Origin of the sequence: Aeromonas sp. R6-1, from assembly GCF_040908165.1 — a bacterium.
GTDB classification, from domain to species: Bacteria; Pseudomonadota; Gammaproteobacteria; order Enterobacterales; family Aeromonadaceae; genus Aeromonas; species Aeromonas caviae.
Genome location: NZ_JBFODF010000050.1, coordinates 1 through 13,213, shown reverse-complemented (window position 1 = coordinate 13,213; position 13,213 = coordinate 1). Strand labels below are relative to the sequence as shown.

Annotated in this window: 9 protein-coding genes and 2 tRNA genes; 6 read left to right on the top strand and 5 right to left on the bottom strand. The window is 62.7% G+C overall.

The window, feature by feature from the left end; genetic code table 11:
* Positions 1-339: 339 nt before the first annotated feature.
* Both torA and AB5Y68_RS16485 read right to left on the bottom strand, forming a co-directional pair.
* A complete protein-coding gene (torA, locus tag AB5Y68_RS16490) occupies positions 340-2,820 on the bottom strand; it encodes a trimethylamine-N-oxide reductase TorA (protein ID WP_039041037.1) in 2,481 nt (826 codons plus the stop codon).
* Positions 2,821-2,842: 22 nt separating this feature from the next.
* A complete protein-coding gene (locus AB5Y68_RS16485; protein ID WP_039041036.1) occupies positions 2,843-3,973 on the bottom strand; it encodes a NapC/NirT family cytochrome c in 1,131 nt (376 codons plus the stop codon).
* A 297-nt stretch (positions 3,974-4,270) separates the two neighbouring features.
* Here AB5Y68_RS16485 and AB5Y68_RS16480 point away from each other — a divergent pair, with 297 nt between their 5' ends.
* The gene (locus tag AB5Y68_RS16480; protein WP_039041035.1) at positions 4,271-6,268 is read left to right on the top strand and encodes a DNA topoisomerase III; all 1,998 of its coding nucleotides are present in this window, start codon (positions 4,271-4,273) and stop codon (positions 6,266-6,268) included.
* A gap of 72 nt (positions 6,269-6,340) precedes the next feature.
* Here AB5Y68_RS16480 and AB5Y68_RS16475 read toward each other — a convergent pair whose 3' ends face one another.
* Together AB5Y68_RS16475 and AB5Y68_RS16470 are read right to left on the bottom strand one after the other, a co-directional pair.
* The gene (locus AB5Y68_RS16475) at positions 6,341-7,696 is read right to left on the bottom strand and encodes a TrkH family potassium uptake protein (RefSeq protein ID WP_010675966.1); all 1,356 of its coding nucleotides are present in this window, start codon (positions 7,694-7,696) and stop codon (positions 6,341-6,343) included.
* Positions 7,693-8,346 (bottom strand): TrkA family potassium uptake protein, encoded by a 654-nt coding sequence (locus AB5Y68_RS16470; protein ID WP_010675965.1) that lies wholly within the window; start codon positions 8,344-8,346, stop codon positions 7,693-7,695. Before AB5Y68_RS16470 ends, AB5Y68_RS16475 begins: the two co-directional genes overlap by 4 nt.
* Before the next feature lie 125 nt (positions 8,347-8,471).
* Between AB5Y68_RS16470 and murB the strand changes: the two genes are divergently transcribed.
* Positions 8,472-9,509, top strand: a complete 1,038-nt coding sequence (murB, locus tag AB5Y68_RS16465) for a UDP-N-acetylmuramate dehydrogenase (RefSeq protein ID WP_039041034.1) — start codon at positions 8,472-8,474, stop codon at positions 9,507-9,509.
* On the top strand, positions 9,506-10,471 hold the full coding sequence (birA, locus tag AB5Y68_RS16460; RefSeq protein ID WP_039041033.1) for a bifunctional biotin--[acetyl-CoA-carboxylase] ligase/biotin operon repressor BirA: 966 nt from the start codon (positions 9,506-9,508) through the stop codon (positions 10,469-10,471). Before murB ends, birA begins: the two co-directional genes overlap by 4 nt.
* A gap of 76 nt (positions 10,472-10,547) precedes the next feature.
* Here the strand turns inward: birA and coaA are convergent, their stop codons facing one another.
* Entirely contained in the window at positions 10,548-11,486 is a 939-nt protein-coding gene (gene coaA / locus AB5Y68_RS16455) for a type I pantothenate kinase (protein WP_029314861.1), read from the bottom strand.
* A 263-nt stretch (positions 11,487-11,749) separates the two neighbouring features.
* Here coaA and AB5Y68_RS16450 point away from each other — a divergent pair.
* From AB5Y68_RS16450 to tuf, 3 genes are all read left to right on the top strand, one after another.
* A tRNA-Tyr gene (locus AB5Y68_RS16450) sits at positions 11,750-11,834 on the top strand.
* A gap of 38 nt (positions 11,835-11,872) precedes the next feature.
* Positions 11,873-11,947 (top strand) — tRNA-Gly (locus tag AB5Y68_RS16445).
* Positions 11,948-12,119: 172 nt separating this feature from the next.
* The coding region (tuf, locus tag AB5Y68_RS16440) for an elongation factor Tu (RefSeq protein ID WP_005306258.1) at positions 12,120-13,213 on the top strand (1,094 nt) is incomplete at its 3' end.

Genomic DNA, 13,213 nt, shown 5'->3' with positions numbered 1-13,213 from the left:
GGTGGAGTGTGCCGAAGAGTACATGGTGGAAGGAGACTTCTGAGCCACCTTGTCCCCACTCTGGCTGCAAGGCGGGTGGAGTGTGCCGAAGAGTACATGGTGGAAGGAGACTTCTGAGCCACCTTGTCCGCGCTCTGGCTGCAAGGCGGGTGGAGTGTGCCGAAGAGTACAGGGTGGAAGGAGACTTCTGAGCCACCTTGTCCGCGCTCTGGCTGCAAGGCGGGTGGAGTGTGCCGAAGAGTATATGGTTGAGGGTGACTTGTGATTCTGAGCCACACCACAAACTGCGCTAAGAAAACGGCGCCTTGATGGCGCCGTTTTTGTTGCTCAGTCCTCTACTCAGCCGTTGGCCGGTACCTCGTGCGCCGTGTTGGCGAGCACTGGCCCGATATACTTCTCTATCTGCAATTGGGCCATGTGGCCGCAGTTGCCCTGGGCCAGACTGGACGAGCCCTCGTCGAATGTGAGGCAGTTGACGTTGCCGTTCTTGCAGATGCTGCCCGCTTCGCCCGGCTTGGCCGGATCGTACCAGGCCCCTTCACACACCCGCACTACCCCGGGCCGGATATCGGCGGAGATCAGGGCCCCCACCAGGATCTGGCCGCGCTCGTTGAAGGCCCGCACCAGATCGCCATCCTGGATGCCGCGCGCTTTGGCGTCGTCAGGATGGATCAGGATCGCCTCCCGATCGGCGATGGCGAACTTGTCCCGCAGCGGGGTGTTGTCGAGCTGGGAGTGCAGCCGCTGGGTCGGGTGGGAGGTGTTGAGCGACAGCGGATAGCGCGCCGCCACCTCGCTCTTCACCCACTCTTTGGGCTCATACCACCTGGGGTGACCGGCGCAGTCGGCATAACCCATCCCCGCCACCGTGTTGGAGAAGATCTCGATCTTGCCGGACGGGGTACCGAGCGGGTTGAGCAGCGGGTTCTCGCGAAAGTCGGCGTGACGGATCCACTGGCGGTTGGCCTCCGGGATCGGGAAGCGGATGTAGTTGTTGGCCTCCCAGAACATGTTGAACGGCGGCAGCGCCACTCGGGCACCGCGAGCCTGGGCCGCCATGCCGTCGTACATCTGCTTGAGCCACAGCATCTCGTCCTTCCCTTCGGTGTACTGCTCCTGCACGCCCAGCTTGGCGGCGATGGCGCTGAAGATGTCGAAGTCGTTGCGGGACTCATGCTGGGGGGGGACGCACTGGTGCATGGGGAAGACGTAGCGCTGGGAGTAGTCGCCCCCCATCTCCAGGTCGTTGCGCTCGTAGCTGGTGGTGGCCGGCAGTACGATGTCGGCGTGCTTGGCAGTCGCCGTCCAGTAGGGCTCGTGGACGATCACGGTCTGGGGTTTGCGCCAGGCCTGCAGCAGGTTGTTGGTGTCCTGATGGTGGTGGAAGGGGTTGCCGCCCGCCACGTAGACCAGCTTGATGTCCGGATAGGTCACCTTGCGGCCGTTGAAGTCGATGGTCTTGCCCGGGTTGGCGAGGCAGTCGGCGATGCGGGCCACCGGGATGGGGGCCGGGCTGTTCTTCGGTGCGCTGCCAGCGGAGATGCCCGCCAGAATGCCGCCCTTGGCGGTGGGGCTGCCACCGGAGGAGTAGTGGTAACTGAAGCCGTAGCCGCCCCCCGGCAGGCCGATCTGGCCCAGCATGGAGGCCAGAGTGACCAGCATCCAGTTGGGCTGCTCCCCGTGGTGCTGACGCTGCATGCCCCAACCGGCCATGATCATGGTGCGCTTGGCGGCCATGTCGAGGGCCAGCTGGCGGATCACCTTGGCATCGACGCCGCAGATGGCGCTCGCCCACTCGGCGCTCTTGGGCTGACCGTCATCCTTGCCGAGCAGGTAGGCGAGGAAGGTGTCGAAGCCGACGGTGTAGCGATCGAGGAAGGCCTGATCGTGCTTCTTCTCGCTGTAGAGGGTGTGGGCCACCCCCAACATCATGGCCACGTCGGTATAGGCGTTCGGGGCAATCCACTCGGCATTGGCCTGCTTGGCGGTCTCGTTGTAGACGGGGTCGATGCTGATGACCCGGGTGCCTTTCTCTTTCAGCGCCTTGAAGCCGGCCTGCCCCTCGTGATCCGGCATGTTCCAGCTGTTCTTCAGGGTCACCTGGGCGTTGACCCCCCAGAGCACCACCAGTTCGGCGTGTTCCACCACGTTGGGCCAGGCGGTCTGCTGCTCGTACACCTCGATGGAGCCCATCACGTGGGACATGATCACCTGGGCCGCGCCGGTGGAGTAGTCACCGGCATAACCGGTGAAGCCGCCCGAGAGGTTCATCAGGCGGTGCAGCAGGGTGCGGCTGTTGTGGAACATGCCCACGCTCTTCCAGCCGTAGGATCCGGCGTGGATCGCCTGCGGGCCGAAATCAGACTGGACGCGCTGGATCTCGCCGGCCACCAGTTCGATGGCCTTCTCCCAGCTCACTCGCACCCACTCGTCGGCACCGCGCAGCTCCGGTCTGGCACCCGGGCCGTGCTCCAGCCAGCTCTTGCGCACCATGGGGTACTTGATGCGGTTCTTGGCGTGGACCTGGAACGGCGCCATGTCGATGAGGTCATTCGGTGCCGGATCGTCGGCCACCGGCTGGACCCGCACCATGCGGCCCTCTGAGACGATGGCCTCGAAGGCCCCCCAGTGGGCGCCGGTCAGGATGCCTTTCTGGGCGGGCACCAGGGTGGGGAACTGCTCAAGGGCCGTGCTGACGGCCTTGGCCAGGGCGCTTTTCGGGAAGAGACCAGCCAGCAGGGGCAGGGCGGCACAGGCCCCCAGCCCCTTGAGCAGAGTACGGCGGGAGAGGTTGGTCTGTTGGTCATTGAAAAAAGTCATGGGAGAGTCCTCTGTTCCTGCCTTAATGGGCCGCGCTCATGTCGCTGGCATGTTTCTGCACGTATTGGGTGAGCATGCGCGCCTGCTCCGGGGTGAGGGAGGTACGGGACTCCATCCCCTTGATGACGCCGATCCACTGGTTGGCGTTGAAGTGATCCAGCGCGGTGAGGCCGTGACAGCCGGTGCAGTTGTTGGACATCAGGGTGGAGGCGTATTGCCACAGCTTGCCCTGGTCGCCGATGAGCTGGCTCTGGTCGACCCAGGCGGTCAGGCTGACCTGATGCCAGGTGAGGTTGGTGGCGCTGTCGGTCTCGCTCTTGCCGGTCACGAGGGCTTTTCTGGCGGCTTCGCCAACCAGCACGCTCAGGATCCGTTTGCCGGGGGCGGCGTAGAACACCTCGCTCACACCGTCCTGTTGCCAGCCGTCGATGCGCACCTGGGCGCGGCCGTTGTCGTTGGCCAGCACTTCCACCTGGGTGGAGGGCATCAGGGTGCCTTCGTCAGTCTTGGCGCCGGCCTCCAGATAGAGCGGGGTGGTGGCGATGGCATAGCGGGTGGTGACGGTGGCCGGGGTCTGGGCCGCGGCGGCGGCCAGTTCGCTGGCACCGGCGGCGGCCAGGCCGCTCATGTCCGGCATGATGTGGGCGACGCCGCGGTGGCAGTCGATGCAGGTCTGGCCCTCCTTGATGGCGACCGGGTGCTCGGCACGGGCATTGGGGCGCTGGGCCAGGATATCCATCGCCGCGTAGCTGTGGCAGCTGCGACAGGTGGCGGAGTCATTGGCCTTGAGCTGATCCCACACGGTCTGGGCCATGCGCAGCTTGTGGGCCTCGTATTTTTCCGGGGTGTCGAGGGTGCCGATCGCCTCGTGATAGATGTCTTTCACGGCGCGGATCTTGGTCCAGAGATAGGCGGCGGGTTCACTGGGGATGTGGCAGTCGGCGCACTCGGCGCGGATCCCCTTCACGTTCTGGAAGTGGACACTGCCCTGATATTCGGCGAGGGGGGTCTGCATGGAGTGGCAGGAGACGCAGAACTCGGTGGAGCTGGTCTTGTGCAGCACGGTGACGGTGACGCCCAGTGCAGCGACCCCCAGCAGGGCCCCGAGCAGCAGAAGCCAGAACCAGGTCTTTCTCAACAGTTTTCCAAGCATGGTGACGGTGTCCTTCGAATTCGGGTATTACCAATATAGTAGTAGTCCCAAGATTCGATGGGTTGACCTCGGTCATGATTTTTATTTCGACATGTAAGCAATTTTTGGGTTTTTTTTTGTTTGGGCATGCTTTTTTGAATTTTAATCGCACTTTTACCCTTCAACGGGAGCGGGATGCGCTGTGGTGAGGGCGATGCCCAAGCCGGGGCGAGGAGGCAGTACGCCACCCCGGGGCTTGGGGTTTGCGGTGAGAGGATTGTATACTGTTCACATATACAGTATTCAGGTGTATCCATCATGCGACTCTTTATCGCCGAGAAACCCAGCCTTGGCCGCGCCATCGCCGATGTCCTCCCCAAACCTCACAAGAAGGGGGAGGGTTTCATCGAGACGGCGCAGGGAGACGTGGTGACCTGGTGCATCGGCCACCTGCTGGAGCAGGCCGAGCCCGATGCCTACGATGCCGCCTACAAGCAGTGGCGCATGGAATCCCTCCCCATTGTCCCGACCCAGTGGCAGCTGGTGGCCAAACCCAAGACCAAGGCCCAGCTGGCCGTCATCAAGGGGCTCATCAAGCAGGCGGACTGCGTGGTCAACGCCGGTGACCCGGACAGGGAAGGGCAACTGCTGGTGGACGAGGTGATCGACTTTCTCGGCTATCCCAAGACCAAACCGGTTCAGCGCTGCCTCATCAGCGATCTCAATCCCCCCGCCGTGCGCCGCGCCCTCGACAAGCTCAGGGACAACAAGGAGTTCGTGCCGCTGGCGGTGTCAGCGCTGGCCCGTAGCCGTGCCGACTGGCTCTATGGCATCAACATGACCCGGGCCTATACCCTGCTTGGTCGCAAGGGGGGTTGCAGCGAACTGCTGTCGGTGGGCCGGGTACAGACCCCCTTGCTCGGTCTGGTGGTGCGCCGGGATCTCGAGATCGAGGCCTTCGTTCCCAAGCCGTTCTACGAGGTGATGGCCCATCTGCTGACCCAGGGCAACGAACGCTTCACCGCCAGGTGGCTGCCATCGGAGGCCTGCCTGCCCTGGCAGGATGAGGAGGGTCGGGTGCTCAACCGGGCGCTGGCCGCCAAGGTGGTGGAGCGGATCCAGGGGCAGCCCGCCCGGGTGGAGGCGGTGGAGGAGCAGGCGCGCAAGCAGGCGGCGCCGCTCCCCTACAATCTTTCCAGCCTGCAGATCGACGCTGCCAAGCGCTTTGGCATGGATGCCAAGCGGGTGCTGGACGTCTGCCAGAGCCTCTACGAGCGGCACAAGCTCATCACCTATCCCAGATCTGACAGCCGCCATCTGCCGAGCGAGCACTTCAACCGGGCCGGCCAGGTGCGGGAGGCCATCGCCAGCACGGCCCCTGCGCTGGCCAGGGCGGTCGCCGAAGCGGATGGCAGGATCCGCAGCAAGGCGTGGAACGACAGCAAGGTGGATGCCCACCACGCCATCATTCCCACCGAGAAGAGGGGGAACGAGGGGAGCCTGGGGGCCGACGAGGCGAAGCTGTACGGCCTGATTGCCCGCCAGTATCTGCTGCAGTTCTACCCGCCGTTCGAGTACAACGACAGCAAGGTGTTGCTGCGCATCGCCGGAGGGCTGTTCCAGGCCAAGGCGCGCCGCATCCTCAAGGCGGGCTGGAAGGCGCTGCTCGGAGTGGAAGAGGATGACGAGGAGGAGGCGGGAACCCTGCCTGCCCTGAAAGAGGGGGAGGAACTGCTGTGCGAGCGGGGGGAACTGCTGGAGAAGATGACCCAGCCCCCCAAGCCGTTTACCGATGCCACCCTGCTGGCCGCCATGACCGGCATCGCCCGTTATGTGCAGGATCCCGAGATCCGCAAGACCCTGCGGGAGACCGACGGTCTGGGCACCGAGGCGACCCGGGCCGGGATCATCGATCTGCTGTTCAAGCGCCGCTTCCTGGTGCGCCAGGGCAAGAGCATCAAGGCCACCCCGACCGGGCGAGCCCTGGTCCAGGCGCTGCCCGCGACCGCCACGACACCGGACATGACGGCACTGTGGGAGCAGAGTCTGGGCCAGATCGCCGAACGTCACGGCAGCTACCAGCAGTTCATGGGGCCGCTCACCGAGCAGCTCAACGGCCTGATCGAGGGGGCGCGGCAGGATTCCGGCGCCAGCTTCAGCGCGCTGCCCAAGGCGGCGCCCGGTGACAGCAAGCAACGCTTTGCCCGCCGCAAGCGGACTGGGTCCACCGCCGCACGCCCCCGCACGAGCAAGAGTGCTGGCAAGAGTACGGGAAAGAGCTCTGGCAAGGGGACGACCAGGGGCAAGGCGGCCTGAGGCTGGCGCGCGCCGTGATCACATAGAAAAGAAAGAGGGGCCGGAGGCCCCTCTTTGTATGGATGGGATGGCTTACCCCGTGTAGACGCTCTCTTCCGGATAACGGATGCGGGTCTCCACCGGGCGGGCCAGCATGATCGCCAGGGTGAGGGGTCCCAGACGGCCGCAGATCATCACCAGCACCAGGATCAGTTTGCCCGGTTCGCTCAGAGAAGCGGTGATGCCGGTGGACAGTCCCACGGTGGCAAAGGCCGAGATGGTCTCGAACATGATCTTGTCGAAGGGTTGCGACTCCGTGAGCATCAGCAGGAACATCGCCAGCATCAGCACCATGGTACTGACGATGATGATGGCCAGGGAGCGGGTCACTATCTGGGGTGACAGGGTGCGGCCGAAGGCGGTGACATGGGGGCGCTTGGTCAGAAACGCCCGGGTCGCCAGCAGGACGACGGCAAAGGTGGTGACCTTGATACCGCCCCCGGTCGAGGTTGCCCCGGCACCGATGAACATCAGCATCATCATGAACAGCAGGGAGGCCGGCACCATCTGGCCGATATCCACCGTGTTGAAGCCCGCCGTGCGCGCGGTGGCCGACTGGAAGAAGGCTGCCAGCCACTGGCTCCCGAAGGAGGCGTTGCCCAGGGTGCCCGGGTTGTTGTGCTCCAGCAGCCAGAACATCAGGGTCCCCAGCAGCAGCAGGGCAGGGGTCATCAGCAGCATCAGCTTGCTGTGCAGTTTCAGCTTGCGCCAGCGGCGGTTGCGCACCAGGTCGACGATGACGGTGAAGCCTACCCCCCCCAGGATCAGCAGGGCCGGTATGGTCAGGCTGATGATGGGGTCATCCCGGTAGTCCATGAGGTTGTTGGCAAACAGCGAGAAGCCGGCGTTGTTGAAGGCCGACACCGCGTGGAAGAAGCTGACGTAGAGGCCGTGGCCCCAGCCCATGTCGGGCACCCAGCGAATGGCCATGATGGCGGTGCCGATCAGCTGGGCAATCAGGGCGAACAGGACGATGCGCTTCACCAGCTGGACGATGTTGACGGACCCCTCCTGGCCCAGCGCCTCCTTGGCCAGCACCTGCTGGCGCAGCCCGACCCGCTTGCTGAACATGGCGATGAGCAGCAGTGTCATGGTCATCTGGCCGAGACCACCAATCTCCATCAATATCAACAGGATGATCTGCCCCTGCAGGGTGAAGGCGGTGCCGGTATCCACCACCCCGAGGCCGGTCACGCTGATGGCGGAGGTGGCGGTGAACAGGGCGTTGATGACGGTGACCTCACCCTTGTGGCTGGAGGGCTGGACCAGAAACAGGGTGCCAACCAGCAGGATGATGAGGAAACTGCCCAGGATGAGCTTGGCCTCGCTCCAGCGGGAGTTGTCTTCCCGATGCAGGGTGAAGGCGTAGTTGCTGCGCCAGTTGATCATAGGGTGTCGAGCCAGTGATCGATGGCGTGCTTGTTGCCGGCCAGGATCAGGATGTCACCGAGTTGCAGCTCCATCTTGCCGGTCAGGACGTTGTGCAGCACCTCACCCCGCTTGATGGCCAACAGCTGGAAATCGCTTTGCTGCAGCAGGCGCAAGTCGGCCAAGGTGCGGGTGTTTTGCTGCAAGCCGATCACGAACTCGGTCAGCACCATGTCGTGACCCAGCTCCAGGTAGTCGAACAGCCGGTTGTCCAGCATGCTCTGGGCCACCCGGCGGCCCATGTCCCACTCCGGGTTGATCACCTTGTCCGCGCCCACCTTCTGCAGGATCTTGGCGTGGAACTTGTCACGGGCCTTGACCCAGACCTTCTTCACGCCCGCCTCTTTCAGCACCAGCGTGGTCAGGATGCTGGTCTCCAGGTTGTCGCCGATGGCGACAAAGACGATGTCGAAATTCGCCAGGCCCAGTTCGGCGACCGTGGCCTCGTCGGTGGCATCGGCCACGATGACGTGGTTGCAGAGGGTGGCTATCTGGCGGGTCTTGCTCTCGTCGATGTCGATGGCCAGTACCTCGGCATTCTGGCGCTGCAACTCTTCGCACAAGGCGCTGCCAAACAGGCCCAGGCCGATGACGGCGAATTGATTGTTCATGCATGCTTCCTCAGCGGGATGAAGGGGTTACTCTACTCCAGCGCCGTGAGTCCGAAAAGTGTCCGGGTTTTTTGTCCCGGGGGATCTGGGGTAAACTGCGCCCTTGTCCTTGTCGGAACACACAGATGAAACTCACCCCCCACGCCTCCCTGTCGACCCTCAATACTCTGGGCCTGGACGCACACTGCCTCTGGCTGGCCGATGTGACCCGGCCGGATGATCTCGCGCAACTGCGGACCAACCCGGAGTTGGCCACCTTGCCGCGCCTGGTGCTGGGAGGAGGAAGCAACATCCTGTTCTGCGATGACTTTGCCGGTCTGGTGGTCCACAACGGCCTGAAAGGGATCACGCTGCACGAGGAGTCCGAGCACTGGCTGCTGCATGTGGCGGCAGGTGAAAACTGGCACGAGCTGGTATGCCACGCCCTGCAACAGGGCTGGCACGGGCTGGAGAACCTGGCACTCATTCCCGGGACGGTCGGGGCGGCCCCGGTACAGAACATCGGTGCCTACGGGGTCGAGCTGGCCAGCGTCTGTGCCTACGTGGAGGCGTTCAACTGGCAGAGTGGCGAGGTGGAGCGCATCGCGGCGGCCGACTGCCGGTTCGGTTACCGTGACAGCATCTTCAAGCACGACTATCAGGACTCCCACTTCATCACCGCCGTCGGTCTGCGCCTGCCCAAGGCATGGCGCCCGGTCGCCGGTTATGGCCCGCTGGCGGCGCTGGGGGATGCCCCTTCGCCACAGGCCATTTTCGACACCGTCTGTGCCACCCGCATGGCCAAGCTGCCGGATCCGGCGGTGCTGGGCAACGCGGGCAGTTTCTTCAAAAACCCTGTTGTGCCCGCCGCCCTGGCCGAGACCCTGAAACAGCAATACCCGCAGATGCCCTGCTACCCTGCGGCAGAAGGGCAGGCCAAGCTGGCGGCTGGCTGGCTCATCGATCAGTGCGGTCTCAAGGGGTTTGCCATCGGTCGTGCCGCCGTCCATCAGGAGCAGGCGCTGGTGCTGGTCAATCTGGGGGGCGCCAGCGCCATGGAACTCATCGCGCTGGCGGCCCATGTCCGCGACAGCGTGGAACACCAGTTCGGTGTGGTGCTGGAACATGAGGTGCGCTTCATGGGGCGCAGCGGTGAAACCTGGCTCGACGAGGTACTGGCATGACCCTGACCCCCGTCAGACAGACCCTGATCACCCTGCTCAGCGACGGCCAGTTCCATTCCGGCGAGCAGCTGGGCGAGCGCCTTGGCATCAGCCGGGCGGCGGTGAGCAAGCACATGGCCGCGCTCAAGGATCTGGGGCTGGATCTCTTCAGCCTGACCGGCAAGGGCTATCGGCTGGCGGTGCCCATGGCCCTCTATGACGAGGGGCGGCTGCAGGCAGAGGCACCGATGGCGCCGGTGCACTGCTTCCCTGTCATCGATTCCACCAACCAGTACCTGCTGGAGCGGGTCAATACCCTGAGCTCCGGGGAAAGCTGTCTGGCCGAGTGCCAGACCGCCGGGCGGGGACGTCGTGGCAAACCCTGGGTTTCTCCCTTCGGTTGCCAGCTGATCCTGAGCATGTACTGGCGGCTTGAGCAGGGCATGGCGGCCGCCATGGGACTGAGTCTCGCGGTCGGCGTGGCGGTGGTCGAGGCGCTGGAGTCACTCGGTTATCCCGGGGTGGCGCTCAAGTGGCCGAACGACCTCTATTACCAGGGCCGCAAGCTGGCGGGCATCCTGGTGGAGATGAGCGGCAGTGCGGGTGCCAGCTGCCATCTGGTGATCGGGGTCGGCCTCAATCTGGCGATGCCGAGTCGGGAGGGGGAGAAGATCGATCAGGCCTGGTCCGAGCTGCGCCATATCCAGCCCGAGCCGGTGGATCGCAACGAGCTGGCCGCCTGCGTGCTGCTGCACCTGCAACAGGCCATGCAAACCTTCGAACAGTCGGGGCTGGCGAGTTTTGTCGAGAGCTGGAACCGGCTCGACCACTTCGCCGGCCAGCCGGTAAAGCTGCTGATGGGAGAGCAGGTGATCCGCGGGATTGCCCGGGGGATCGACGAACGCGGAGCCCTGCGTCTGGAGACGGAAGAGGGGCTCAAGCTCTATCTGGGAGGGGAACTCTCCCTGCGGCGGGGGGACTGAACCCATACGCTCATGACGACTGAATGTAAGAGGGGGCCTGCGGGCCCCCTCTTCCATGTATGCATTGCGACAGTGGTCACTTGCGCAGCTTGATCTGCTCGATGGCGTGCTCGTTGCCCTTGGTGAGGATGAGGTTGGCCCGCTCCCGGGTCGGCAAGATGTTCTCTTGCAGGTTCAGGTAGTTGATATCCTGCCAGATGTTGTTGGCGATCTCGGTCGCCTCGCTCTCGGCCAGCTTGGCGTAGTGGTGGAAATAGGAGTCGGGATCCGAGAAGGCGCCGCTGCGGAATTTGAGAAAACGATCGATGTACCAGGTGCGCAGCAGCTCGGCGTCAGCATCCACATAGATGGAGAAGTCGACGAAGTCCGACACGAACACACGATGGGGGTCCTGGGGATAGTCCATGCCGCTTTGCAGCACATTGAGCCCCTCCAGGATCAGGATGTCCGGCTGCTCCACCACCTTCTTCTCGTCGGGCAGGATGTCATAGATCAGGTGGGAGTAGACGGGGGCCTCGACCTTCTCGTGGCCGGCGCGGATATTGGCGACAAACTCCACCAGATGGCGGATGTCATAAGACTCGGGGAATCCCTTGCGACGCATCAGGCCACGGGCTTCCAGCTCCTTGTTGGGAAACAGGAAGCCGTCGGTGGTGACCAGCTCCACCCTGGGGTGCTCCGGCCAGCGCTCCAGCAATGCCTGAAGGATACGGGCCGTGGTGCTCTTGCCCCCCGCCACGCTGCCGGCGATGCTGATGATATAGGTGCCCTTGCCGCGGGACTGACCGAGAAACTGCTCCAGCACCCGGCTGCGGCGCTGCTTGGCCTTGACGTAGAGATTGAGGAGACGGGAGAGGGGCAGATAGATCTCTTCCACTTCCCGCAATGACACCTTCTCGTTGATCCCGCGCAGGGTCTGCAGATCGTGCTCGGTCAGGGTCAGGGGGACCGCATCGCGCAATAACGCCCATTGTTCGCGGGTGAATTGCAAATAGGGGTTATGCTCTGTCGTCATGGTGTCATCACTGTTTCTTGGGCAGGGCGACCATACACCAAGGGATCGGGAGCGACAAGGGACGCGTCCGGTCGGGACGGAGAAGGCGCGTTTTTTTGCTTGGATCCCGGCATAAATGCACATTTTGCAAGGTGCAATGGTTGCATCCCCAAAATCCTTACCATAAAATGCGCGACGCTTGGATGTCTATCGTCTATTTGCCCAGCAAAAGCGACAAAAACAACGGGTGCAAGCAGAATTACCGTTGTGGCATTTATGCAACTGGAGGGGTTCCCGAGCGGCCAAAGGGATCAGACTGTAAATCTGACGGCTCTGCCTTCGAAGGTTCGAATCCTTCTCCCTCCACCATATTTCTCTGCGGTTTGAGTTCTTTGGGTTAGAGAAATGCGGGCATCGTATAATGGCTATTACCTCAGCCTTCCAAGCTGATGATGCGGGTTCGATTCCCGCTGCCCGCTCCAAGATGCTGATATGGCTCAGGTAATTCTGAGAGCCACACCTTAGGGTGAGTTCGGCAATCGAACCAGCCTGTCAGCACCAACCTCTCTACTCCCCTTGATTCAAATCCATCATATAAACTGTTCTGTGGTTAGCTTGCCACCGCGTACTCAGCGTTAGTTTAGAGGGACGATCATGTCTAAAGAAAAATTTGAGCGTAATAAACCGCACGTTAACGTGGGTACCATCGGCCACGTTGACCACGGTAAAACCACCCTGACCGCCGCCATCACCAACGTGCTGGCCAAGCACTTCGGTGGTAAAGCTTTCGCCTTCGACCAGATCGACAAGGCACCGGAAGAGCGTGAGCGTGGTATCACCATCAACACCTCCCACGTAGAATACGACACTGCTACCCGCCACTACGCCCACGTAGATTGCCCGGGTCACGCCGACTACGTTAAAAACATGATCACCGGCGCTGCCCAGATGGACGGCGCAATCCTGGTAGTAGCAGCGACTGACGGCCCGATGCCGCAGACTCGTGAGCACATCCTGCTGGGTCGTCAGGTAGGCGTTCCGTACATCATCGTGTTCATGAACAAGTGCGACATGGTAGATGACGAAGAGCTGCTGGAACTGGTCGAGATGGAAGTTCGCGAACTGCTGTCCGAGTACGACTTCCCGGGTGATGACCTGCCGGTAGTACGTGGTTCCGCACTGAAAGCGCTGGAAGGCGAAGCTCAGTGGGAAGAGAAGATCCTGGAACTGGCTGGCCACCTGGACACCTACATTCCGGAGCCGGAGCGTGCCATCGACCAGCCGTTCCTGATGCCGATCGAAGACGTCTTCTCCATCGCAGGCCGTGGTACCGTAGTTACCGGTCGTGTAGAGCGCGGTATCGTCAAGGTTGGTGAAGAAGTGGAAATCGTTGGTATCAAAGATACCACCAAGACCACCTGTACCGGCGTTGAAATGTTCCGCAAACTGCTGGACGAAGGTCGTGCAGGTGAGAACGTTGGCGCGCTGCTGCGTGGCGTGAAGCGTGAAGACGTAGAGCGTGGTCAGGTACTGGCCAAGCCGGGCACCATCAAGCCGCACACTAAGTTCGAATCCGAAGTGTACGTGCTGTCCAAAGAAGAAGGTGGTCGTCACACTCCGTTCTTCAAGGGCTACCGTCCGCAGTTCTACTTCCGTACTACCGACGTGACCGGTACCATCGAACTGCCGGAAGGCGTAGAGATGGTCATGCCGGGCGACAACATCAAGATGGTTGTTACCCTGATTGC